This window comes from Deltaproteobacteria bacterium, from assembly GCA_009692615.1.
GTDB lineage: Bacteria > Desulfobacterota > Binatia > UBA9968 > UBA9968 > DP-20.
Map to the genome: position 1 here is coordinate 38,128 of SHYW01000012.1, position 24,870 is coordinate 62,997.

Sequence of the window (24,870 nt, forward strand, 5' to 3'; positions counted from 1 at the left end):
AAAAACTCCATGGACAAAGAAATCACTCGGCGAGTTTTTTGCTCGATGCTCGTAGCGCTTCCCGTTGCAGCTCGGGCGCAGCAGCCGAAGAAAATCTCACGGATAGGATATCTATCGACGTTCGAGCCAGCTTTTGAGTCCACTCGTGCCGAGGCAATTCGCCTGGCTCTGCGCGAGCGTGGCTATGTAGAAGGACAGAACCTCGCCACCGAATACCGATATGCGGAGAATAAGCGCGATCGGCTCCCGGACCTTGCGGCCGAGCTGGTGCGTCTCAAGGTCGATATCATCTTGGTAGGAGGGGACATTGGGATCCAGGCGGCCAAGAATGCGACCAAGACAATTCCCATCGTAATGACGGGCGGTGCGACCGATCCTATCGAGGCAGGTTTCGTTGACAGCCTTGCCCGTCCCGGCGGCAACGTCACCGGGATTACAACCCTTTCGATAGAACTAAGCGGGAAGCGGCTGGAGCTGCTCAAAGAAGCCGTTCCGAAACTTGCTCGTGTCGGGGTTCTCTACGAGCCGGCAGTTCCGCCCAGTGTACATGAGGTAAAAAAGGTTCTCCCAGTGGCGGCGCGTGCGCTGAAGGTGACTATTCAGCCTTGGGAGGTACGAGGCACGGACGATTTCGAGAAGGTTTTTGCCGCAATGGGCAAGCAGCGACCGGATGGACTCTACGTGCCCGCGGGCCGGCTAATATTTGCTAACCAAAAACGGATCGCGGGCCTTGCATTAAAGTACCGGTTACCGTCGATGTACGGCAGAAGTGAAGCTGTCGAGGCCGGCGGACTCATGTACTACGGGGCGGACGAAGCGGACAGCTACCGGCGCGTCGCATATTTCGTGGACCGAATCCTAAAGGGAACCAAGACCGCCGAACTGCCCGTGGAGCAGCCGATGAGGTTTGAGTTCGTGATCAACAAAAAGACCGCGGATCAGATCGGCCTGACGTTACCGCAGTGGACGCTGATGAAGGCGACTAGGGTGATTCAGTGATCGCAGGTTTTTCCAAGCGCTAAGGGTGACGACGATGCTAAAAGAAGTTCGATTCCACTTTGACCGTGAAGCCGATGTCTTGTATTTATCAGTCGGCAAACCACAGAAAGCAAAAACGATTGAGATTGGCGAAAGTTTTGTTCTGAGGCTGCATCCGAAGTCCGGGCAGGCGATCGGACTGACCATCATAAACTTCGCAAAGAATTTTCCCCAACTGCTAACGGGCCGTTCTGATTTTCCGGCGAATGGCTCATTCAACGCGGCGAGACTTTTCGAGCAGGCCCTGAACGTTCAACTCCAATAATAGGCGACATAGTCCATAACGCACTAATTCGGCGGGCGCGCCGGTGTGGAAACGAAAATAGGCATCAGGCAATAGGCAAAACAGTAGGGGCGCAGCATGCTGCGCCCGGTTGGCTTGGAGGCATCAATGGCAGACGATAAAGTTTTATACGAAGTCAAAGACAAGATCGCTTGGATCACACTCAATCGGCCGGAGTCGTTGAACGCGGTGAATCGCGACATGGTGAAGTCGATCGTCGGTTATTGCCGCGACGCCGAGGAGGATCGCAACGTTCAGGTGGTGATCTTCAAGGCCAACGGCGAGCGGGCGTTTTCCGTCGGTGGCGATATTAAAGATCGCGTGAAATCCAATGAAGCCGGCACGGCGGAGCCGGCGTCGCCGCTAGTGGCGCGCCAGGAAAAGCACAACGCGATTCCCGGCACGCCGGCGCCGGCGATTGCGGCGATGAATAAGATCACCATCGCGTTGTTGCACGGTTATACCGTCGGCACGGGCTTGTTGATGAGTTTGGCGTGCGACATTCGTATCGCCGCCGAAGGCGCGCGCTTGGGCGTGAGCGAAGTGCGCTTGGGTTTTATGTCTGGTTCCGGCGGTACGCAGCGCATGCCGCGCTTGGTCGGTCTTCCCAAAGCGTTGGAGATTTGTCTTTCCGGTGAATTGTACGACGCGGCGGAATGCTACCGCATCGGTTTGGTGAACCAACTAGTTCCCTACGACCAATTGATCCCAGCTGGCGAAAAAATGGCCCAGTCATTCCTCAAAGGCGCACCGCTGGCGCTGCGCTATATCAAGGAAGCGATCTACAAAGGTCTCGACATGCCGCTGGAGCAAGGCATCCGCTACGAGTCCGACCTACAAAGCATGGTGATGCAAACCGAAGACGCCAAGGAAGGTCCCAAGGCGTTCGTCGAAAAGCGGCCGGCGAATTGGAAGGGAAGATAGGCACGAGGCGCGAGGCTTGAGGCACGAGTAGGAATCCGATCGAGTTTCTTCCTCGCTCCTCACGCCTTCCGCCTCACGCCCCGCTTCACTCGAAGCACTAAACGACTCGCTTGCTGCAACGGTGGTGGATAGAGAAATATGGGAACAAGTATCCCAATGTTGATGGGCGACGGCTTGCGCCGCAACGCTTGGAAGTTTCCGCTCAAGATCGCGGCGCAGGATCGTTTTCGCGCGATTTCGTATGGCGATCTCAATGCTCGCGTGAATCAGCTCGCGCATGGTTTGCTTGCCATCGGCGTGAAGCGCGGCGATGCGGTGGCTTTGGCGGTGGGCAATCGCATCGAGCATTTGGAAATTATTTTTGCCACGGCGAAGATCGGCGCGCTGGCGATTCCGCTCGACGTCAAGTGGAAGGCGCTGGAGTTGGCTTCGGTGGTCGCCGCGCTGGAGCCACGCTTCATTATTCTGCAGGAAGACTGCGTAACCGAGTTCGACAAAGCGAAAGAGCTTAAGGATCTTTCACATCTCAAGGCGGTGGCGTTGTCCAGCGATCTTTCGTATGGCGGATTGCTCGATGGCCAAAGCGCGGATGAGCCGGATGTTCACGTCGATGAAGACGATCCGTTCGCGGTCTTGCTCACTTCTGGCACCACAGGTTTTCCCAAGGGCTGCTTGGCGACTCAGCGGACATTTGTTTTTCACTGCATCAACAACGCTATCGAGAAAGGGCTTGGCGCTCATGACACGGCGATTCTCTCCTCGCCGATTTATTTCAACGCGGGTCGCTCGTTTACGCTGGGGATTATTTATTTCGGCGGGACGATGATTTTGCACGAGCGCTTCGACGCCGAGGAAGTGCTCAAAACCATCGACCGGGAAAAAGTAACCTACGTCGGCGCCGTGCCGGTGATGTGCGAGCGCATGCTGCATGTGCTTGAATCGAAAAAGTACGACACCAGCTCGCTCCGTTGTCTGGCGATCACCGGCGGCAAAGTCCATCCGGCGGTGCTCGAAGCGCTAAAGCAAAATCTGACGCCGAACATTTATCGCACCTACGCGTCGACAGATTCCGGCCAGATGGCGATCTCCAAGCCGGGCGACATGGGCGAAAAGGCCGCCGCCGCTGGACGGCCGGTGTGGTGCGTCGATTTGCGGATTGTCGACGACGATGGCAAGCCGGTTAAAGTCGGCGATGTCGGCGAGATTATCTGCCAGAGTCCACTGGCGACGCATGGCTATTATAAGAATCCCGAAGCGACGAACGCTTCGTTCAAGGACGGTTGGTTCTACACCGGCGATCTCGGTTACTTCGATGAAGAAGGCTATCTGTTTGTCTCAGGCCGCAAGAAAGACATGGTGAAGAGCGGCGGCATCAGCATTTACCCGCTGGAGATCGAAAGCGTGATTTATTCGCACCCCGATATTCTCGAAGCGGCGGTGATCGGCGTTGCCGATCGCCAGTGGGGCGAAGCTTTGAAGGCTGTGATCGTTTTGAAACCAGGTGCGGCGATGACGGAGGCAGCGTTGTTGGGCTTTTGCAAAGAACGGCTGTCGGCATACAAAGTGCCCAAGTCGGTGCAGTTCCGCGATAGCTTGCCGCACACCGAAGTGGGCAAGGTGAATAAAGTGAAGTTGAAGGAATTGATTCTGGCGCAGCAATGAAATCGTTTTTGCTCATAAGCTCGATTCTATTCGCCGCGGTTTGCCAGCCGGGGGACGTCTCAGGTCAAGCGAAAATCAAATTTCCCATCAGTATTTCCAGCAAGAGCCTCGGCTATGGGCCGATGTTCGCGGCGGTGAAGCTCGGCTTCATGGAGCGCGAGGGGCTTGAAGGACAAGTCGTGGTCGTGCGCGGCGCGGACAAATCGTTGTCGGCGTTGATGGGCGGCTCGGTTTTCGTGTCGGCTTCCGGCACCGATGCGCATATCGCCGCGGTGGAACGCGGCGTCGAGTTGTCGCTGATCGGCGGCACGATCAATGGATTGTCGCAGGTAATCATGGCGCCGAAGCAGTACAAAACGCTCAACGATCTGCGCGGCGCGACTATCGGCGCGACCAGCGCGACGGCGGGACTGGGCGTGGCGCTGCGCCGCTATATGAAAGCCAAAGGCTTCGAATTCGGCCGCGACTATCACATCCTGGCCACCGGCAGCGCGGGACCGACTCTGGCGGCATTGAACGCCGGTCAGGTGCAAGCGGCGGCTCTCGGCGTGCCACTTAACTTTGTCGCCGCCGATCAAGGTTTCACCATGATCGGCAGAATTATCGATGTCGTGCCGAGTTATCAGTTCGCAGGTTTCTCGGTGTCGCGCGCGGCGGTGGAAAAGAATCGTCCACTGCTGGTGCGTTTCATGAAAGCGATGATCGGCGTGCATCGCTGGTTTTACGACAACAAAGAAGCCGCGGTGGAATTTCTTGCCAAGCAAATAGATCTCAAGCCGGACTATGCACGGCGCGGCTGGGAGTATTATATCGAACACATGATTTGGCCCAACGATGCCAGCGTCAATTTGGAAGGGTTGACCACCTCGCTGCAAATTTATTGGGAGTCGTCGCAGTCGAAAGGGCCATTGCCCAACGCGGCGAAATATGTCGATCCAAGTATTCTCAAAGAGGCGATGAAAGAATTAACCCCGCGTTAAGTTCCGGAGGCAAGATTATGACCAGAGCCATACCTTTCATGTTGGGTTTGATCCTGTGCGTTGGAACGCTGCTCGTGGATGCAGCCGAGAAGCCTTTCTATCAAGGCAAAACGGTGACCTTCTTTATCAACTTCAGCGCCGGCGGGCCGACCGATATCGAAGGGCGCATCGTCGCGCGCCATCTGGCGCGCTTCATTCCCGGCAGTCCGACCATCGTCGTGCAGAACATGTCCGGCGGCGGCGGCGTGACGGGGATCAATTTTCTCGGTGAACGCGCCAAACCCGACGCCTTGACCCTGGGCTACTTTACCGGGCCGTATAATCACCAGATGATGAAGAGCACGACCCTGCGCATCGATTTGATGAAGGTGCCTTATATCGCATCGGTCGAGGGCGTGACGGTTTGCTACATACGTTCCGATGTCGCGCCGGGAATCAAGAAACCTACCGACATTATCAAAGCAGAACGGTTTCGCGCCGGCGGCTTGTCCTTCGATAGCAACAAGGACTTGCGCTTTCGCTTGGCCTTCGACGTGCTTGGGGTCAAGTACGATTACGTCACCGGCTACAACAGCAGCAACGATGCGCGGCTGGCGGTGCAGCGCAATGAGATTCAATACCATGACGAAAATATTCCCGGATACCGCGGTGTGGTCGAGCCGCAGATGGTCAAGACCGGTATGGTGACGCCGCTTTATTATCACGACGTGATCTCGCCCGATGGCAACATGCGCAAGAGTCTGGATTATCCCGAACTCAATTCCTTCACTGAAATTTACACCCAGATCCACGGCAAGGCGCCGAGTGGGATGAAGTACGAAGCGCTCAAGGCGGCCAACATGGCGAGCCAGAACCTTAACCGTGTGGTGCTCTTGCCGCCGGGCTCGCCCAGGGAAGCGGTGCTGACCATGCGCCACGCCTTCACGCAGCTCGCCAAGGATGAAGAGTTTATCGCCGAAGCAAAAAAAATCATGCGCTTTCAACCGCGCTTTGAGATCGGCGAGAATGGTGAGAAGCTGCGCGAAAAAGTTTTGCGCGCGCCGCCCGAATTGATCACCTTCGTGCAAAAGTTTGTCCAAGACGCGATGAAGTAACTGCTGATCAGGCAATAGGCAAAATAAGGAATTTTGGATTTTCGATTTTGGATTTTGGATTTTGGATTGGAGAAAAAGAGCATGGGAAAAAGATCTCGGATACGATGGCTGGATTCTGGTTCCGACAATCCAAAATCACAAATCCAAAATCCAAAATGGATTCGGCGTGTCACCCTCATTATCGCATTCGTGATCTGTGGGGCTATGGCCACGGCGCAGCAGCCAGCGAAAATCCCGCGGGTAGGAAAACTAATTGGTGCGTCCCTATCCGCTGACTCGGCCCGCACCGAGGCATTCCGGCAGGGGCTGCGCGAGCTTGGATACGTGGAGGGGAAAAACATTGTCCTTGAGTTGCGATCCGCTGAGGGGAAACTCGATCGCCTCCCCGCGCTCGCGGCCGAGCTAGTGCGTCTCAAGGTAGACATCATCGTCACGGCTGGTCCGATACCAACCCGTGCCGCCAAGGAAGCGACGACTACAATTCCCATTGTCATGACCCGTGATCCGGATCCTGTTGCCCCCGGGTTCGTCGCCAGCCTAGCGCGGCCGGGCGGAAACATCACTGGATTGTCTACTCTCGCCCCGGAGCTAAGCGGCAAACGGCTGGAGCTTTTGAAGGAGGTTATTCCTAAAGTCTCCCGCGTGGCCGTCTTCGGGACTTCAACCTATCCCGGCAACGCGCAATCGTTAAAAGAGGTGGAACTCGCCGCAAAGGCGTTCAAGGTACAGCTTCAATACCTGGACGTACTAGATTCCAAGGATATTGAGACCGCATTCCGAGCCGCGAGCAAGGGGCGAGCTGACGCTGTTCTTTTTATGGTGGCGGGCGGCGTCGCCACTGCGCACCAAACAGAGATTGCCGAACTCACGGTAAAGAGTCGGCTCCCGGTGATATATGCAGATAGTCGGTATGTGGACGCCGGTGGCCTAATGTCTTACGCCACGAATGTCTTCGACTTGGACCGGCGCGCCGCTACGTATGTCGACAAGCTTCTGAAGGGCAGAACGCCTGCTGATCTTCCCGTGGAGCAGCCGATGAAGTTCGAGTTCATCATCAATTTGATAGCGGCAAAACGGATCGGCCTGACGATTCCGCCGAATGTTCTGGTGCGGGCGGACCGGGTGATTCGATGAAGAAGGCAATAACAAATGGCAGGATAACGGAGCGCGGGTTTTCCAACCCGCGATTAACTGCGGACAACAATGTCCGCGCGCCAATGTCTGCCCGTTCGGAGGGCCGACACGCACGTCGGCCCCTACAGGGTCCGACAATCGGAGATCTAAAATGGGTGGGCTTGATAGGACGAGTTGAACCTATGAGCAACTTATTGCTGACGGTGGTGTTTTTATCGATGCTTTTTTCCAGCGCGTTGGCTCAGGAGAAAAGTAAATTTCCTCTCAGCGCGTCGTCGAAGACGCTCGGCTACAGTCCGTTGTGGGTGGCGAGCAAGCTGGGCTTTTTCGAAAAGCAGAGCTTGGACGTGCAACTGGTTTTGGTTTCGGGAGCGGATAAGTCGACGATGGCACTGGTCGGCGGCTCGGTAAATGTTTCCACCGGCGGCACCGACACGGTGATCGCGGCGGTGGAGCAGGGCGCGGACCTCGCCAGCATCGGCGGCGTGATCAACGGCCTGACGCATTACATCATGGGCGGCAAGAAATTCAAAAGCTTCGAAGATTTGCGCGGCGCGAATATCGGATCATCCGGTCTCACCTCGGGCACGGCGTTCGTTTTACGCCGCGTGCTGCGCGCCAAAGGGATGGAGTATCCGCGCGATTATAGCTTGATCAACGTCGGCGGCTCGGCGCAGGCTTTCCTGTCGCTTACCGCGGGCCGCATCGACGCCGCGATCATCGCCGTGCCGCTCAACTACGAAGCGGCGCAGATGGGCTTTCCGGTGATCGCCAAGGTGGTCGACTTCATCCCGAATTATCAGCTGACGGAAGTAACCGTAAAGCGCAGCTGGGCCGACAAGAACCGCGCTCTGACGGTGCGTTTCATGAAGGGGTTGATCCAGGCGATGCGTTGGATGTACGACAACAAAGAGCCGGCCATCGAGTTTCTCGCCAAGGAAATGCAGCTCAAGCCGGACGCGGCGCGGCGCGGCTGGGAATACTACACGGAAAACAAAATCTGGAATCCCAACGCCGAGTCCAATGTCGAAGGCGTGCGCACGGTGATCCAAATCGCCGCCGAGCGCGGCCAGTTCAAAAGCGGCGCGCTGCCGGCGCCGGCAAAATATCTCGATCACAGTTTTGTCGAAGAAGCTTTAAAGGAGTTGGGAAAAAGGTAGATGAAAAAGAAAGCGACCAAGAAAGCCGCAAAACAAACCAAGAGCAATAAAGCCAGAGTCACGAAAGCGAAAACGAGTCATAAGCTTGATGTTCGCACGCCCAAGAGCGAAACGAGCTGGGAGCCGCGGCGGCGATATTTTACACACGACGGTTTGAAGCTTCATTATTGGGAGTGGGGCGATCCCAAGGAGGAGACTTACGTTTTTGTCCACGGCGTGCGTGATCAGGGGCGCAGTTGGGATCATTTCCTCGATGAGTTGATCCGCCGCGGCGTGCCGATCAAGCATGCGGTGGCCCTCGACCTGCGCGGTCATGGCGACAGCGAGTGGCCAAGCACCAGCCGCGGCTACGCGCATGAAGATTTTCTTACCGATCTCGCCGGACTGGCGAAGCACTTGGACAAAGAGTCGGTGACTATCATCGGCCACTCCCTGGGCGGCAGCATGTGTTTGCTCTACGCGGGCACGTTCCCGGAAAAGGTCAAGCGCATGGTGCTGCTCGAATCCCTCGGGCCATTCGCGCGCGCCGACGATGAAGTGCCGAACATCATGGCCGAGCGTTTGAACGGCAGAGACTACGTCGAGATCCCGTTCCCCCATGAAACTTTGCAGGCGGCGGCCAAGGCGATCCAGAAAACCTTCCCGCTGATTCCCGACAAGGCGGCGCTCCATATGGCGCAGCATGGGACTAATACCAACGGCGGCCGCTTTCGCTGGAAGCATGATCCGATTCTGCGCTATCGGACGACCACGGCGATGTCCGAAGGGCAGATCGAGGCGTTCATCCGGCGGCTGACCTGTCCGATTCTTTTCGTCTACGGCACAGAGAGCGATTTCATGAAATCCGTGCGCGGCCACCGCGCGCAGATGTTTCCCAACGCCACCATCGTGCCCATCGAAGGCGCCGGCCATCATATTCCGCACGAGAAGCCGGTGGAGTTGGCGGAAGTAGTGGTGCCGTTCTTGTTGGCAAAGTAGAAGTGGTGCGCCCCTCGCTACGCGACCGAAACGGTCGCTACTCGGGGAAACGGTTTTGGATTGTCCGATTCCCCGAGTAGCGCGCCGCGCGTATCGAGGGGTTTCTTGTTTTGAAAAAAATGATTGGAGGTTTCCATGTATCTCTCGGCTGAAGCTATCGCCGCCATGACCGGCGAACATCGTGTTCATAAGGTTAATCCCGCGGCGAAGCGTCATGACAAATCGCTGGGCGACGCGGTTGGATTGAAGAATCTCGGTGTTCACGTCATGACCATCGCCCCCGGCGATCGTTCATCGGAATATCACACCCATCGCTACGAAGACGAAGCGATCTACGTTTTGTCCGGTCGAGGCACGGCGGTGATCGGTGAGGAATCGTTCAAGATCGGCTCCGGCGATTTTCTTGGTTTCCCCGGCAGCGGGCCGGCCCATGAAACGATCAACGACGGCAGCGAGCCGTTGGTTTGTCTCGTCATCGGTCAACGTCTGGCGCAAGACGTGGTCGACTATCCGCGCGCCGGCAAACGGCTGTACCGCAACGGCGCGCAGCGCGACATGGTGGACTATCCGCATATCGTCAAGCGCTGAAATTTTCGGTTAGCTACGCTCGCTAGTTATTTCTCATTTGTGCTATGAGAAAACTTATTCTCGCAGTAATCGTATTTTTGGAGGAAACCCAATGGCTGAACTGACAACTGTTTTACAAAAGATCGATGAAGAGACCGGCGTCGCCTGGTTGACGTTTAACCGGCCGGAGAAGAAAAACGCCATGAGCGTGAAGTTCATGGCCGAGTTGATCTCCGTACTCAAGGAGATCGCCGAGAACGATAAGATCAAATGCGTCGTGACCATGGGCTCGGGGGATTCTTATTCGTCGGGGCTTGACCTCTACGATCTGCGCGAGTCGTGGAAGCGCAAGCGCGCTTGGGATCAGGCGGGTTCGACTTATGAAATCGTCCGGCTGCTGCGTGCCATGCCGCAGATCACGGTCGCCTGTGTGCGCGGTTGGTGTCTGGGCGGCGGGCTGGCGCTGATCAACGGCCACGATCTATGTATCGCCGGCGAGTCGGCGAAGTTCGGCATGCCGGAAGTGATCCGCGGCAGCTACGGCGCGGTGGCGACTTCGACACTGTTTCATAGCGGGCTGCCGACCAAGAAAGCTTTTTACATTCAACTTACCGGAAGAAACTTGACTGCGGCGCAGGCGGAGCGGGTCGGCTTGATTTCCGAAGTGGTGCCGGACGATCAGTTGCTGGCCAACGTTGAGCAGTTGTCGAAAGAACTTGGCAGCCGCAACGCGGTAACGCTGGAGAGCGCCAAGATCGCCGCCTACATGATGAAGGACATGGATTTTGGCATGGCCCTAAAGACCGACGATTTAGTCTCGCACCGCATGCGCTATTACACCAATCCGTTGAGCGATGTCGAAGGCTACTTGCAGTCGCAAAAGGGTGGCGGCACGGTGAAGTATGCCAAGCCGGAGGATCGGAAAAAATAACGTCAACGTGTTCGTGATCGTGTCGGGGCGCAGCATGCTGCGCCGGTCAGAAAAAGGAGGTTCTATGTGGTTACATACGCCATTATGCGATTTGTTGAATATCAAATATCCGATCATCCAAGCCGGCATGGGCTGGGACAAGGAAGGGTTGACGACGCCGCCGGAGTTGGTGGCCGCGGTGTCGAATGCGGGCGGGCTAGGTTGTATCGGCGGTAGTTCGATTCGGCCGGAAGTGATTCGCGAACGGATTCGCGCCGTGCGCCAGCTGACGGACAAACCGTTCGGCGTCGACATCACTTTGCCGAAGATGGAAGACGTGCGCATTCCCGATCCCGACGAAGTGCGCAAAGAGATCCAAGAACGGTTTCCCAAGCACGCCAAGTTCAACGACGAGTTGATTCCCAAATTGGGTCTGACTCCGGTGCCGCCGGATCGCAAAAGCTGGGTGAAAACCCCGGCGGCGACGCGGGAACAGCTGAAGGTGATTCTCGAAGAGAAGGTGCCGATTCTGATCATCGGTCTGGGCGACACCGCCGAGGTCGTGCCGCTAGCCCATGAACGCGGTATCCTGGTCATGGCGCTGGCTGGTGCGGTGAAGCATGCGCTCAGCCACGCGCGCAAGGGCGCGGATGTGATTATCGCCCAAGGTTACGAAGCGGGCGGACACACCGGCACGATAGGCAACTTCCCGCTAATTCCACAGATCGTTGACGCGGTACGGCCCAAACCGGTGGTCGCCGCCGGCGGTATCTCGGATGGCCGCGGTGTGGCTGCGGCACTGGCGCTGGGCGCCATGGGGGTGTGGTGCGGCACGACTTTCTTGGTGACTCGGGAAGGCGGCATAAATCCGATTTACAAAAAACAAATTCTCAACGGCAGCTCGGAAGATTTCGTGCGCACGGCTTACACCAGCGGCCACTTCGCGCGCCATTATCGCAGCGAGACGATCAAGGCTTGGATGGCCTCAGGTCTTGACGCGATGCCGACGCCTTACCAAGGAAATGCCATGGACGAAGTGCGGCGCGCCGCCGAGGCGGCCAATCGCGTCGATGTTCTGCATGTTCCCGGCGGTCAGGTTGCCGGCATGTTGAGCGAGGAGCGCAATAATGTTCCCGCCAAGGAGATCGTCGATCGCATGGTCAGCGAGGCGGCGCAAATTTTGAACGACCTTCGGTCGCGATTCGTCGGCGCGTAGGAAGAAGAAAATCCCCCTTAGTCCCCCTTTTTCAAAGGGGGAAACCATTGCGAGCGAAATTGTTCCCCTCTTTTTAAAGAGGGGTTAGGGGAGATTTTTTCGCCACGGACAGCAATAACTAATTTAAAGGACAAACGATGAGCGGAGAATTTCTCAAAGGTTATCGGGCATTGGATTTAACTGGTCTCAGCGGTCAGTTGGCAGGGCGCATGCTCGCCGATTTAGGCATGGAAGTAATCAAGATCGAGCCGCCTGCGGGCGATCCGGTGCGCCACTTGGCGCCTTTCATCACTGCGGCCAATGGCGCGAAGTTGAGTACGACGTTCGCGCATTTGAACGCCGGCAAACATAGCAAGGTCATCGATCTCGATAGCGATACGGGGCGCGCGGCGTTTGGCAAGTTGGTCGAGACCGCCGATGTCGTCATCGAAAGTTTTCAGCCAGGTGTGTTGGACGCTAAGGGGTTGGGTTATAAAGATCTCGCCAAGGTGAATCCCGGCGTCGTCATGGCATCGATCACTTGCTTCGGTCAGACCGGTCCGAAGAAAAACTTTATTTACAACGATCTCGTCGGTTTGGCTGAAAGCGGGATTCTCTATGTCTGCGGCGATCCGGCGACCGCGCCTTGCAAAGCGCCCGAGTCACAGGCTTATTACTTCGCCAGTTTGTTCGCCACCGCCGGCGTCTTGGCGGCGCTCTACCGGCGAGAGAAGACCGGCCAAGGCGATCACATCGACACCTCGATGCAAGAAACTCTGGCGACCCACGAACATATTATTCGCCTTTGGGCCAACGAGAAACAGAATGTGAAACGCGCCGGCAGCCAGCATGGCTCGGTGGCGCCGGCGAAAATATTCACGGTTAAAGATGGTTTCGTCTATTTGTATGTGACGCGCCAGCATTGGAAGCTTTTTCTCTCGATCTGGAAAGATCATGCGGTGACATTCGACGACGCCGCATGGCTGAATAATGTTTATCGGCGCGATCACGTCGATGAACTCAATCCCGCGGTGGAAGCGTTTCTCGGCAAATTCACCATGGCTGAGATCACTGAGTTGTTGCAGGACAAAGGCATTCCTTGCGTGCCGGTGAACACGCCCATGGGTTTTGCCAACGACGAGCATGTGCAGGGGCGCGGTTTCATGACTGCGGTGGAGCACGCCGGATTCGGCAGCGCCAAGCAGCCCGGAATGCCGTTTATGATCGACGGCAGTCGTCCTACGGTTTGCAGTGTGCCGTTGCTCGATAGTTGGCGCGACATTTCTTCTTCCATCTCACCCGTCTCGGGGAAGAGAAGAGAGGGGGCAAAACCGCAAGCAGCGAAATCCACCGCGTCTAGCGGCAACGGTCCCCTCGACGGCATGCGCATCGTCAGTTTCGATCACGTGCTCGCCGGTCCCTACGGCACGACGATCTTGGCCGAGCTCGGCGCCGATGTCATGAAAATCGAGTCGAGCAAAGGCGGCATGGATCCGTTTCGTTTTTTCGGCACCGGCGAAGATCCCAACTTGTCGCCGCGCTTTCTCGAATTCAATCGCAACAAGCGTTCGTTCACGGTCAATCTCAAACATCCCAAAGGCCAGGGCGTTTTGCATGACTTAGTCGCCAAGGCCGATGCCGTGCTCGACAACTATAGTGTCGATGTCGTCGATCGCATCGGCTTGGGCTACAAGCAGCTCTGCGCGGTCAAGCCCGATATCGTCAACTTGCGCATGCCCGGTCTCGGCACCACCGGCCCCAAGCGCCACTTTTCCACCGTCGGCGTGAACATCACAGCCTTCACCGGACTTACTTACATGTGGAATCATCCCGGCGTGACCAACCCGCCCATCGGTGCGCAGTTGGTTTACCCGGATTATGTTTCCGGCGTGTTGTGCGCGATCATCATTATTTCCGGCGTGCTTCACCGCGACCGGCAAAAGAAAGGCGCGTTCATCGACTTGGCGCAGTCCGAGGCGACGGCATTCATGATCGGCGCCAATCTGATGGAAGCGGCGTCGAGCGGCAAGAATCCTGAGCCGATCGGCAACATGTCGCTCGCCGTCGCACCGCACAACTGCTATCCCTGCCAGGGCGAAGACCGCTGGTGTGTGATCAGCGCCGAAAACGAACAGCAGTGGTTGGCGTTGGAAAAGGTGGTGGGAGGCGACGTGCTCGGTAGTGCGCGGTTTAAGACCAATGCCGATCGCTTGCGCAATCGTGAACTTTTGGACGGGTTCATTGCCCAGTGGACGGAGAGTAAAGACGCATTCGCGATTCGCGATGAGTTACAGAAAGTCGGCGTGCCAGCGGGGGTCGTCCAGACCGGCGAAGATTTGGTCAACGACCCGCAGTTGAAAGAGCGCGGTTTCATCGTCGAGGTAGATAATCCTAGACTGGGCAAAGTCGTGCTGCCGAATTTTCCGTTGCACTTCACCAACGCCAAACTGACGCGCCGCTGGGAATTCCCCGTGCTCGGCAAAGACACTGAGACCGTGTTGCGCGATGTCGTCGGCTACGATGCCGCGACGATTGCCGCACATAAGGCGGATGGGGTGTTGGAGTAGGTCCGAAGAGGAAAGCTTTGAGTAGGGAAAAGGGTTCACCTTTCCATTCAACACTCAACGCTTGTTGCTAGATCGTTTTCGAGGAAACCGCCATGTCTTTTATTTTTGCCGTCATCGCAGTGGTTCTCCTTACCGTCGCTCCCGCCGCGGCGCAGACCAAGGCGGTAAGCGATCTCGCCAACTACCGTGGCGCGGACCGCGAGGAAGTGCTCAAGGCTGGGGCCAAGAAGGAAGGAAAGTTCATTTGGTACACCAGCCTGACCGCCCATCGCGACATCGCCAATGTGTTCGAGGCGAAATATCCCGGCGTTAAAGTCGAGACCTATCGCGCCGGGCCCAACGATCTCACCCGGCGCTTAATCTCCGAGGCGCAATCGAAACGCAGCATCGCCGACGTGGTCGAAACCACGCCGACCACGACCATGATCATGCGCGACAATAAATTGCTAATGCCTTACTTCTCGCCGCATCTCGTCAATTATCCCGAAGATTCGAAAGAAGAAGCCGATAAGACTCGGGTGTTTTGGACTACCGATAGAGAATCCATCGTCGGCTTGGGCTACAACCGCAACATGATGCGCGCCGCCGAGGTGCCGAAAAATTTCGCCGAAATGGCCAGGCCGGAAAACAAGGGCAAGATCAGCGTCAGCGGTGACACCACCGGCGTGCGCTTTGTCGGCGCGATGATCGCCGCCAAGGGCGAAGAGTATGTCAAGCAACTGCGCACTTTAGAAATCCGCGCCCATATGATCTCCGGCGGCGCCATGCATGAGTTGATGGCGGCTGGCGAGATGCATATGTCGATCTCGATTTTTCGTAATCACGTTCTTGCCGGCAAACTCAAAGGCGCGCCTACCGAATGGGTGCCCCTCGATTTGAGCCAGGCCAACGCCGGCAGCGTGGCGCTCCCGGCGACGACCAATAATCCCTATGCATCGCTGTTGTTCATCGATTTCCTAATCAGTCCCGAGGGGCAAAAGATCTTCGAGGAGAAGTTTCGCTTCGCCAGCCCGACGAAGAACTACGGTTTCAAGCGCTGGTATCCCGAAAAGGGCAAAACCCTCGAACAGTACGAGAAAGCTGAAGAGCGCTGGAAGAAGCTGTTGCACGATATCGTCGTGCGCAGGTAAAGGAGTCAATAGTCAGGATCCAGAAGTCAGAAGGTTGAGAGCCCGGTGACTCACGCGTAACGGGATTCGGTTGTTCCGACTTCTGAATTCTGGCTGCTGGCTTCTGACTTCTTCCCCCAGCGATTGACAGTTTCGCAGCATCTGGAATATGACCTGAGTCGACGCAGTAAATAATCAATCGGAGGAAAGACCATGGCAAATTATCAAACCATTTTGGTTGACAACAAAGAAGGCGTGACGACGATTACGCTCAATCGGCCGGAGAAGCGCAATGCGATGAGCCCGCAGCTCCACCGCGACATGTATGACTGCTTGACCGACCTGCGCTACGATAAAGACACGCGGGTGATCATCATCACCGGCGCCGGGGAAAGTTTCTGCGCCGGCCAGGATTTGAAACAATACTTCATCGAGATGGACTCCCAGCCCGAACGCGTGCGCGACGAAGTGCGCGAGAAGTCGCGTCAATGGAGAAACGAAATTCTTCGCAAGATGCCGCAGCCGGTGATCGCCAAGATCAACGGATGGGTGTTCGGCGGCGGTTTCACGGTAGTAACCGGTTGCGATATCGCGATTGCCGCTGACGACGTCCAGCTCGGCCTCTCGGAGGTCAACTTCGGCCACTTTCCCGGCGGCGAGGTGACCATCGTCCTCTCCGAGAACCTCCAGCCCAAGCACGCCCTCTATTACGCACTCACCGGCAAGACCATGTCGGCTAAGGAAGCCGAGCGCATCGGTCTCATCACTAAGGCTGTGCCGCGCGCGGACTTGGACAAAGAAGTGATGGAGATCGCCAATAACTTGAAAGAGAAAGCGCCTTCGGCGCTCAACGCGGTCAAAGAGGCGTGGTACTACACCTTCTATTCGAATCCTGATGTTGCCTACGAAATCTCCGGTCTGATTTCCGACAAAGCCAAGGCGGCGATCGGCGGCCGGCCCGGCCTGCAACAGTTCGCGCGCAAGGAATATCGGCCGGGGTTGGGGTCGTATAAGGTTGACGAGAAGAAGTAAGTTGTCACTAGACAGGAGTCAGCATTCAGATCTTTGGTCAACAGCCGATTGCTTCTGAATTCTGGCTCCTGACTTCTGTTTTCTAAAGGAGCGATAGATGGATTTCAATTTACCCGATGAATTGCAGATGCTCAAAGACACGGTGCGGAAGTTTGTCGATAAGGAATTGATCCCGATCGAGATGCATACGATCGAGAACATGGAGTTGAAGCCCGACATCCGCGAGAAGTTCGAGAAGAAAGCCAAAGAGATGGGGCTGTGGATGTTCGATGTGCCGGAAGAGTACGGCGGCGGCGGGCTTGGAAGTTTAGCTCAGGTGGTGGTTTGGGAAGAGCTGTCGCGCACGGTGGCATTGCCGTCGCGCGGCCAGGGCATCTTCGGACCGGAGGTGCGGCCGATTCTTTACGCGCTCAACCCCGAGCAGAAAAAACGTTTCATGGATCCCGTGCTAGCCGGCGAGAAAAAACTCTGTTTCATGCAGACTGAGCCGGATGCCGGCTCCGATCCGGCGTCGATGAAGACGCGCGCGGTGCGCCAGGGCGATCATTACGTTATCAACGGCACCAAGCGATTTATCACCGGCGCCGGCGACGCCGACATCGGCCAGTTGATGGCGGTGACCGATCCGGCTAAGGGCGCCCATGGCGGGATCTCTTGTTTCATGGTCGATATGAAGACGCCTGGGCTGACGCTGGTGACGCGATATAAAACCATGATGGGGGAAGAGCCGTGGCATATCACTTTTGACGATATGAAGGTTCCCGCGGAAAATCTGGTCGGCAAAGAAGGCGAAGGATTCAAATTGGCGCAGAAGTGGCTCGGTATCGGTAGGTTAAAACACGGCGCGCGCGCGCTGGGCGTCGCCGAGCGCTGTATTGAAATGGGCGCGAGCTATTCGAAGCAACGGATCACCTTCGGCAAGCCGTTATCGGAGCGGCAGGGCATCACATTCAAGCTCGCTGATTCATACGTTGAGTTACATGCGGCGCGCTTGATGGTTTACCAAGCGGCGTGGAAGAACGATCAGAAGCAGGATATCCGCAACGAAGCCTACATGGCGAAGTTGTTCGCTGATGAAATGTCCTTCCGCGTGGTCGACCGCGTACTGCAAATCCACGGCGGCATCGGTTTAACCCTCGACCTGCCATTAGCGAAATGGTTCATCGACCAACGCAGCCGGCTGATCACCGAAGGCGCGTCGGAAGTCATGCGCATGGTGATCGCACGGGAAGTGTTGAGGAAATATAATTAAGAAGATTGCCGCAAAGAACGCAAAGTTCTCAAAGTAAGACAGCGAAGGGCGGGTTATCTAACCCGCCCTTCTGGTTTTGCGCCCTTTGCGTTCTTTGCGGCCATTCCCTTGTGCTAATTCTCTTTCGCGAACGACAGCTCCCAGCGGTTGCCGTCGGGGTCAAAGACATTGATCGAGTAGTTGTCGGTGCCGCGGTGCGGCCGGATTTTTTCTACCATTGCACCACCGTCTTGCAGCGCTTTCAGCGCCTGGTCTTTTTCCTGCCACGGGATGTTGAGAGTGTGGTGCGGATCGGCGGCGCGCGGTCCTTTGGATGCGTCGAAGATGTGCACTTCGAAGTTGCCGAGGCGCACGTCGACTTCTTTGACTTGTCCGGCTTTGAATTGCTCTTCCGTCGGCTCAACGGTTTTAACGATCTTGCCGCCAACGATCTTGGTGTAGAATTCAACGGACTTGTCGATGTCCTTCGCGCTCATGGCGAAAGTTCGGATGCCTTTGATTTCGAACATGGGAGTTCTCCTTGCTTGAGGGCGTACGTTATTGCTGCGCGGCGGTGGTTGTCAAGTTTCTGTCGGTAAGATTTGGATGGCGGCATTTTTAATTTGGCTTAGGGAACGATTTTGACGAACCGCTATGATGACTCATCACCGGTAGATTTGTCACTGTTCCATCAACCGCTTGGCGCGGACGATGAGTTCTGGTGTCTGGGTCATCACTTGCTTGGCTAGAGCAGCCAGTTCTTCACCGCTGGTGGGGGTAATGTCGAAATTCTTGCGCTTGGCCTCAGTCAGCAACTCGGGATCCTTCATGGTGTTGAGAAACGCTTCGCGAAGTAGTTTTAACTTGTCCGCGGACAAGCCCGACGGCGCGACGATGGGACGGCCGAAATCGTTAGCGGCTAGGACCATGGGAACAAGCCGGCGGTCGTTTTCTGGAGTTTTATATTCGTCCATCAGTTCGTGCAGCGTCGGCGTGTCGGCGATGCGCGGATCGCGGGTTGGGCCCGTTTGCATCAAGATGCGGGCAAAATTTTTCTTGCGCCAAGTGTGGTAAGGCTCGCGCGAATGGTAGGCCTGGATGGTAAACGAACGGCAGTGAATTTCGCCGCGCTCGACAGCGAGATCGATTTCGCCGCCGCCCTGGTAGCCGGCGACGATTGTAAATTTCGTGCCGAGGACTTCTTCTAACAACCTTGGCATGTAGCTGCCCGAAGTGCCGGCGCCGGTGGAACCGCATTTCGGTGGCTCCTTGGCTTTGCGCACATCGGCGAGCGTCTTGTAGGGCAGGTCCGCGCGCATGTAGAGCAGGTAGTCAGATTTGTCCGAGCTGCCGATCCAGGCGAACTTCGCCCAATCGTATTTCACTTCCTTCTGTTTCATCAGTTGATTGAAATAGATCGACGGCTGAATCGCGCCAATGGTCAGTCCATCGGGTTTGGAAACGTTGTACAGATAGTTAGCGCCGATGATCGAGCCGGCGCCGGTCATGTTTTGCACGATGAAGTTGGGATTGCCGGGAATATGTTTGCCCATGAATTGCGCCATCAACCGGGCGTAAAGATCGTAAGCGCTGCCGGCGCTGGCGGCGGCGATGACGGTGATGGTCTTGCCTTGGTAGAATGGCGTCTGCGCGCGCACATCGGCGGCGGTGAAAGCGAGAGCGACGAAAAACAAAAAGATAATCATTGAAACTCTGAGTTAGCTGATGCCGTAAAACCGTTTAGGATTGTCGCACAAGATCTTCTCGACCATTGCCGCCGATAAGTCTTCACGCGAGCGCATGGTTTGTACCAACGCTTTCTCTTCCGCCGGATCGTTGTGGCCGTAATCGGAGCCGATCAGCAAGTTATCTTCGCCGATGTATTCCGCCAAGTAGGCGATGTCTTCGTCCGCCTCGCAGGCGACGTAGATGCGGTAGTCGCGAAACAAATCTTTGCACGAGGCGTGCTTCCAGCGCGCGTTGGGAAAGCTTGGGCGCGGGCGGGCTGAGCGTTTCAGATGATGATAAAGAAATGGCACCCAACTGGCCGAGACTTCCAGGAAGCCGAATTTCAGCGCGGGAAATTTTTCCGGAATGTCACTGGCGATCAAGTCGCGAAAACCGATCAGCGGCGGCATGTGCGAGGTGGCGAAGGTTCCGTTCAATTCGAGATCGAAGAATTCGAGCAGGTAGCGGCTGCTCTGGCCGGTGTGGACGCAGATCGGCAGGCCGAGTTTTTCCGCCTCGGCGTAGATCGGCATGAAATGGGGATTGTTCAAAGTTAGAGAGCCGATGATGCCGCTGAAGAACAGGCCGACGGCGCCGTTCTGCTTGGCCTCGTGCATCTGCTTGATCGATGCATCAACCGATTTCAATGGCAGCACGGCGACCCAGCGCAGCCGGTTGTTCGATTGAGCATAAACCTCGCCGAGAAATTTATTATAAGCGCCGCACAGCGCGATTTGCAGTTCGGTATCGTCGGTCACTTCGATGAGAAAGAGCGTCGGATAGATGACTTGGGCTTGGACGCCGGCTTTGTCCATGTCGGCGAGACGGGCGCCGACGTCGGTGATCTCGCGGCAGCCGAGCGCGATGTCGGTGCGTTTGGCTTCGCGCTTGGACGCCGTCGGCGTGATGATGCGAAAACCGCCTTTGCCCGACGCCTTGGGGAATATATTGCCGTCGATGAGCCATAGCACGTTGAAGTCGCGATAGAGCGTGTCGTCCGGCGCCCCGACCATCACCGGCCGGCGCCGATACATGCTCGGGTCGAAGTGCTTCCACATGCTTTCCGATTCGGCGATATGGGTGTCGGCGTCGATGATTCCAGCCATGATTCCTCCCTTACTCTTCGGCGAACTTAGCGATTTATCGATCGGCGCGTCAAGTGGCGATGACATTTAAATCTAATATTCCCCGCTGCTTGCGGCGGGCACAACTAAATGGGGTTTCCAAAGGGGGCGAGCATCCCCTTTGGTCGCGAGCGGGGTTCATACCCCGATCGCGAAATGCCGAGTTGATTTGACAGTTCCGGGTCATCTCTCTTATGATCGCGAGAAAATTGTCGCGAGGTTTTACATGTTTCGAGTCAAACTGCTGAGAATGTCGTTTTTTGTAGTCGTTTCTTGCTTCATGTCAGTGGCCGTCGTCCACGGGCAAAACAAAATTCGCGCCGCTTATAGTTCCACCAGCGGGATTTTTACGCCGGTGTGGATCGCCTCTGATGAGCGGCTCTATCAAAAGCATCAAACCGACGCCGATCTAGTTTTCATCGGCGGCTCGGCGGTGGCGGTGAGCGCGCTAATCGCCGGCGAAATCGATTTCATCTACGGCGGCGCCGATCCGATTATCGCTGGGATATTGGCGGGTGCGGATCTAACGCTTGCCGGATTTATTTCCACCACCACGCCGATCAGCCTGTATGTCGCCCCCGGTTATACGAAAGTCGAAGACCTCAAGGGCAAAAACGTCGCCGTGACGCGTTTGGCTTCCAGCACCGCCTATATGGCCAAGGTTTGTTTCAGCCAGTATCGTTTGGAACCGATGAAAGACATCATGTTGATTCAGTCGGGCGGCTACCCTGAGTCGTTGGCGGCGCTGCAAGCGGGGCGCATGCAGGGGGCGATGTTGTCGCCGCCGTTCACCTATCGTGCTGAGGCTTTGGGTTATAAACGGATTTGGAACGGCGCCGGGGTGGAATATCCGTCCTTCGTTTTGGCCACGCGTAAAACGTTCATTCGCGACGCCGCCGAACGAGCGCTGCGTGCGTTCACCGCCGTGGCTGAAGGCGTGCATATCTTCCGCACCGACAAAGAACGGGCGATGCCCATCATGGGCAAATACACGCGCGTCACCGACCGGACGATTCTAGAGAGCACCTACGCCGATAACTAAAGATGTCTACAGTCCCTTGCTACGGCCGACGGCGAGCGGTGTGAAACCGATTCTCGAAGTGCTCGCCGCGTCTAATCCCAAAGCGGCGGGAGCGAAGCCCGAGCAGTTTATCGATTTGACTTTGTCGCGGCGTTTGGAAGAAAGTGGCGCGATGAAAAAATTCTAGAATGGGAGATTGGCGGCAAAGATCCCCTCCTCTTTCCTTCTCCGCAAGCGGGGGAGGATGAAGGTGGGGGCTGCTTGCTATTTCAAATCGTAAAACCGTTTGGCGTTACTGCTGAACACTTTTCGCTTCACCTGTTCCGACAAATCCGTTCTCTCCCAGAATTCAGGGATGTCTTTGGCGAACACGCCGGCTTCCCGTTCGTGGGGGAAGTCGGTGGGGTACATCATGAAATCCTCGCCCATCTCGCGGGCGACGACGTCCAAGGTCTTCTCGTCAGTTTCGCAGGTGACGTAGATATTACCGCTCTTGAAATATTCGCTGGGTTTTTTGCTGAGTGGAAAATGGTTGCGCTTGCGGTCGATATGATCTTTCTCGTCCAAACGATCCATCATGTAGGGAATCCAGCCGGCGCCGGCTTCAAGAAAGCCGATGCGCAGTTTGGGAAACAGATCGAAGACGCCGTCGAGGACGACGCTGGTGAGCTGAATCATTTGGGCGATGGGATGCTCCAGGGTGTGGATCATCGACATGGTTTGCAAAAAGTCGAAACCCAAATCAGCGCTCACCGCGCCGTGCACGGTCAGCGGAACGTTCAACTCCTCAGCGGCCTTATAGATCGGGTGGAAATCGGCGTGGCCGTAACCTTTGTTGAGTTTCGTCACCGCCGGCAAGAGTCCCGCGACCATGCCGTAATCTTTGACGCAGCGGCGAAGTTCGTTGGCGGCCTCCTGCGGGTTTTGGACCGGCAACAACGCTACGCCCTTCAAGCGCTTATCGACCTTGCAGTAGCGGTCGTAAAGCCAGTTGTTGTACATGCGCGCGACGACGCAGGCCCAATCGTGATCTTGGATTAGACCGGCGGACAGCGCGGCGGTTGGATAAAGCACCGCGCTGGAGATTTTTGAGCCTTCGATGAATTCGATCCAGCTATTCACATCGACTTTTGTGACCTTGTTCAAGCCGCGCACGAAGCCGCGCGGCCAGCCGTCGAGGGACGGGAAAATCGAAAACGTCCCGGTGCGGCGATGGCCTTTGTAGTCGCCGTCAAAGTACTGTTCCAACTCGGCGTCGGTTTCCAACACATGGCCGTCGGCATCGATGACTTCTACTCCATCCATGACGAGTGCTCTCCTATTCAATAGAAACTTAAGGTTACCGTTGGCTTAACACTCAGGTGCGATTTATGTCAACGTTGGGGGCAAGAAGAAGAGAAGATTGCTCACCACGCAGGACACGGAGATCACAGAGGGTTCAGAATATAATTTTCTCCGTGCTCTCTGTGGCCTCCGTGGTGAAAACATCTTGCTCGATGGCTTTGACAGCGCTTCGACGGCCATGGTTAAACGGGCCATCAGCTGATTCGGGAAAAATGCTATGATCAACGGATACAAAATTTACGACGCCGATGCCCATGTCAATGTCGCGCCGCAGATGTGGGAAGACTTGCCGAAAGAGTTCGCGGCGCGCCGGCCGCGGCCGGCGTTGGTTCATGACGGCGCGGAGCTGGCGGCGTTCACTGCCGGCTGGCTTGTCGATGGCCGGATGGAGCCGCATGCGCTCGGTCCCGGCTTGCAGCCGGCCAACCCGCCGCGCTGGGTGGTCGAGGGAACCGATCGCGGCTCGCTGACGCTGATCGATACCGACGCGCGCATTCGCGATCTCGATCGGCTCGGCATCGACATTCAATTTCTATTTCCGTCGACGTTGTATGCGCGCTGGAGCGCCGATCCTCGCTTCGAAGCGGCGCTGTTTCGCGCCTTCAATCGCTTTATCGCGCGCCAAACCAAGCCCCAGGCGAAACGTTTGAAATGGGCCGGTCTGATTCCGCTGCGCGAACCGCGCGAGTCGATTCGAGCATTGGAAGAGATGCTCAAGCTCGGCGCTTGCGCCGCTGTGGTGTTCGGCACGGCGCGGGAGAAAATGCTTTGCGACGAGAGCTTTAACGATTTCTGGGATGAGTTCGCGCGCTGTAAGCTGCCGCTCTGCGTTCATATGGCGGCGAGCTTTCCGGCTTTCGATAGCTGCGTCGAAACCTTTCTCGACGCCCATGCGCTGAGCATGGCGTTGCCGGCGCAGATGGCGTTCGTCGCGCTGCTCGGCCATGGCATGATGGACCGCTATCCCGATCTGCGCATAGCGTTTATGGAGTTCGGCGCCGAGTGGCTTTTCTACATGGTCGGGCGCATCGATCACTACATTCCGCGCGACCGCGAGATTCAACCGAAATTACTTGAAGCGAAGATGCCCAAGACGACGATGAAAGAATGTCTCAAGTCGGGCCGCTTTTTCATCTGCGGCGAGATGGAAGATCCATTGATGCGTGAAGAGATCGCTCTGCTCGGCGAAGATCAGTTGCTGTTCTCGTCGGATTATCCCCACGGCGAAGGGCGGGAGAATGCCGCCCAGGAACTGTTGGCGCGCCGTGATATTACCGACGGCCAGAAGCGGAAGATTCTTTACGATAACCCGATTAAACTGTTTGGCGCGGTGTAAAATTGTTGACCAAGTAAAAAATCCCCCTCGGTCCCCCTTTTTCAAAGGGGGAAGGGTGAGGACCGGTTCCCCCCTCTTTGAAAAAGAGCGGTTGGGGGAGATTTGAGTGAGAGCGAGGTTTGCAATGGATAGACAATGGCGATTCCGGTTGTTGCTAGTTTCGATAATTATACTCGGGTTGTTCACACCTCCGCATGCGCAAGCGCAAACGCCGATCAAGATCGGTATCGTCAGTCCGACCTTCGGCCATGCGCCGTTTTATGTCGCGCGCGCCAAAGGATTTTACCAAGCGGAAGGGCTGATCGGCGAGGTCATCGTGATGAATCGCGACGATTTGATCTTGCAGTCGTTGGTTTCCGATTCGATTCAGTTCGGCAATATTTCTCCAAGCGCTTATTTTCCGGCGCGGGATCAGGGATTGACTGATTTGAAAATCATCGCCGGCTCGTTCAA

Annotated in this window: 22 protein-coding genes and 1 pseudogene; 19 read left to right on the forward strand and 4 right to left on the reverse strand. The window is 56.3% G+C overall.

Features of this window, described 5'->3' with window-relative positions; all coding sequences use genetic code 11:
* Positions 1 to 9 precede the first annotated feature (9 nt).
* The 16 genes and pseudogenes from EXR70_04605 (at position 10) to EXR70_04680 (ending at position 17,885) form a co-directional block, all read left to right on the forward strand.
* On the forward strand, positions 10 to 999 hold the full coding sequence (locus tag EXR70_04605; protein ID MSP37752.1) for an ABC transporter substrate-binding protein: 990 nt from the start codon (positions 10 to 12) through the stop codon (positions 997 to 999).
* 34 nt (positions 1,000 to 1,033) lie between these two features.
* A pseudogene (locus EXR70_04610) lies at positions 1,034 to 1,189 on the forward strand (DUF2283 domain-containing protein).
* A gap of 210 nt (positions 1,190 to 1,399) precedes the next feature.
* Positions 1,400 to 2,245 carry an enoyl-CoA hydratase/isomerase family protein gene (locus EXR70_04615; protein MSP37753.1) on the forward strand — a complete coding sequence of 282 codons (846 nt, stop codon included), beginning with the start codon at positions 1,400 to 1,402 and terminating at the stop codon, positions 2,243 to 2,245.
* Between the two features lie 138 nt (positions 2,246 to 2,383).
* Entirely contained in the window at positions 2,384 to 3,907 is a 1,524-nt protein-coding gene (locus tag EXR70_04620; GenBank protein MSP37754.1) for a hypothetical protein, read from the forward strand.
* The gene (locus EXR70_04625; protein ID MSP37755.1) at positions 3,904 to 4,887 is read left to right on the forward strand and encodes an ABC transporter substrate-binding protein; all 984 of its coding nucleotides are present in this window, start codon (positions 3,904 to 3,906) and stop codon (positions 4,885 to 4,887) included. The genes EXR70_04620 and EXR70_04625 overlap by 4 nt, the downstream gene beginning before the upstream one ends.
* Positions 4,888 to 4,904: 17 nt before the next feature.
* A complete protein-coding gene (locus EXR70_04630) occupies positions 4,905 to 5,981 on the forward strand; it encodes a hypothetical protein (protein MSP37756.1) in 1,077 nt (358 codons plus the stop codon).
* 33 nt (positions 5,982 to 6,014) lie between these two features.
* Complete coding sequence (locus tag EXR70_04635) at positions 6,015 to 7,115, forward strand: ABC transporter substrate-binding protein (GenBank protein ID MSP37757.1); 1,101 nt, start codon at positions 6,015 to 6,017, stop codon at positions 7,113 to 7,115.
* Positions 7,112 to 8,275 carry an ABC transporter substrate-binding protein gene (locus tag EXR70_04640; protein MSP37758.1) on the forward strand — a complete coding sequence of 388 codons (1,164 nt, stop codon included), beginning with the start codon at positions 7,112 to 7,114 and terminating at the stop codon, positions 8,273 to 8,275. Before EXR70_04635 ends, EXR70_04640 begins: the two co-directional genes overlap by 4 nt.
* Complete coding sequence (locus tag EXR70_04645) at positions 8,276 to 9,253, forward strand: alpha/beta hydrolase (GenBank protein MSP37759.1); 978 nt, start codon at positions 8,276 to 8,278, stop codon at positions 9,251 to 9,253.
* Between the two features lie 135 nt (positions 9,254 to 9,388).
* On the forward strand, positions 9,389 to 9,841 hold the full coding sequence (locus EXR70_04650; GenBank protein ID MSP37760.1) for a cupin domain-containing protein: 453 nt from the start codon (positions 9,389 to 9,391) through the stop codon (positions 9,839 to 9,841).
* Positions 9,842 to 9,932: 91 nt separating this feature from the next.
* The gene (locus tag EXR70_04655) at positions 9,933 to 10,751 is read left to right on the forward strand and encodes an enoyl-CoA hydratase/isomerase family protein (protein ID MSP37761.1); all 819 of its coding nucleotides are present in this window, start codon (positions 9,933 to 9,935) and stop codon (positions 10,749 to 10,751) included.
* Positions 10,723 to 11,946 (forward strand): nitronate monooxygenase, encoded by a 1,224-nt coding sequence (locus tag EXR70_04660; protein MSP37762.1) that lies wholly within the window; start codon positions 10,723 to 10,725, stop codon positions 11,944 to 11,946. Before EXR70_04655 ends, EXR70_04660 begins: the two co-directional genes overlap by 29 nt.
* Before the next feature lie 137 nt (positions 11,947 to 12,083).
* Entirely contained in the window at positions 12,084 to 14,492 is a 2,409-nt protein-coding gene (locus EXR70_04665) for a CoA transferase (protein ID MSP37763.1), read from the forward strand.
* Positions 14,493 to 14,584: 92 nt separating this feature from the next.
* Positions 14,585 to 15,622: an extracellular solute-binding protein gene (locus EXR70_04670; GenBank protein MSP37764.1), complete on the forward strand. Its 1,038-nt coding sequence runs from the start codon at positions 14,585 to 14,587 to the stop codon at positions 15,620 to 15,622.
* Between the two features lie 192 nt (positions 15,623 to 15,814).
* The gene (locus EXR70_04675) at positions 15,815 to 16,633 is read left to right on the forward strand and encodes a p-hydroxycinnamoyl CoA hydratase/lyase (protein ID MSP37765.1); all 819 of its coding nucleotides are present in this window, start codon (positions 15,815 to 15,817) and stop codon (positions 16,631 to 16,633) included.
* A gap of 97 nt (positions 16,634 to 16,730) precedes the next feature.
* On the forward strand, positions 16,731 to 17,885 hold the full coding sequence (locus EXR70_04680; protein ID MSP37766.1) for an acyl-CoA dehydrogenase: 1,155 nt from the start codon (positions 16,731 to 16,733) through the stop codon (positions 17,883 to 17,885).
* Positions 17,886 to 17,998: 113 nt separating this feature from the next.
* Here EXR70_04680 and EXR70_04685 read toward each other — a convergent pair whose 3' ends face one another.
* The 3 genes from EXR70_04685 to EXR70_04695 form a co-directional block, all read right to left on the reverse strand.
* The gene (locus EXR70_04685) at positions 17,999 to 18,394 is read right to left on the reverse strand and encodes a VOC family protein (GenBank protein MSP37767.1); all 396 of its coding nucleotides are present in this window, start codon (positions 18,392 to 18,394) and stop codon (positions 17,999 to 18,001) included.
* 150 nt (positions 18,395 to 18,544) lie between these two features.
* Positions 18,545 to 19,570 (reverse strand): hypothetical protein, encoded by a 1,026-nt coding sequence (locus EXR70_04690; GenBank protein ID MSP37768.1) that lies wholly within the window; start codon positions 19,568 to 19,570, stop codon positions 18,545 to 18,547.
* A 12-nt stretch (positions 19,571 to 19,582) separates the two neighbouring features.
* Positions 19,583 to 20,764: an amidohydrolase gene (locus EXR70_04695; protein MSP37769.1), complete on the reverse strand. Its 1,182-nt coding sequence runs from the start codon at positions 20,762 to 20,764 to the stop codon at positions 19,583 to 19,585.
* A gap of 178 nt (positions 20,765 to 20,942) precedes the next feature.
* Here EXR70_04695 and EXR70_04700 point away from each other — a divergent pair, with 178 nt between their 5' ends.
* A complete protein-coding gene (locus EXR70_04700) occupies positions 20,943 to 21,758 on the forward strand; it encodes an ABC transporter substrate-binding protein (GenBank protein MSP37770.1) in 816 nt (271 codons plus the stop codon).
* A 243-nt stretch (positions 21,759 to 22,001) separates the two neighbouring features.
* On the opposite strand, the gene EXR70_04705 is transcribed toward EXR70_04700, so the two are convergent.
* On the reverse strand, positions 22,002 to 23,042 hold the full coding sequence (locus EXR70_04705) for an amidohydrolase (protein ID MSP37771.1): 1,041 nt from the start codon (positions 23,040 to 23,042) through the stop codon (positions 22,002 to 22,004).
* Between the two features lie 256 nt (positions 23,043 to 23,298).
* On the opposite strand from EXR70_04705, the gene EXR70_04710 reads away from it, so the two are divergent.
* Complete coding sequence (locus EXR70_04710) at positions 23,299 to 24,417, forward strand: hypothetical protein (protein MSP37772.1); 1,119 nt, start codon at positions 23,299 to 23,301, stop codon at positions 24,415 to 24,417.
* Between the two features lie 124 nt (positions 24,418 to 24,541).
* Positions 24,542 to 24,870 (forward strand): ABC transporter substrate-binding protein (locus tag EXR70_04715; GenBank protein MSP37773.1); only part of this gene is annotated, 329 nt, incomplete at its 3' end.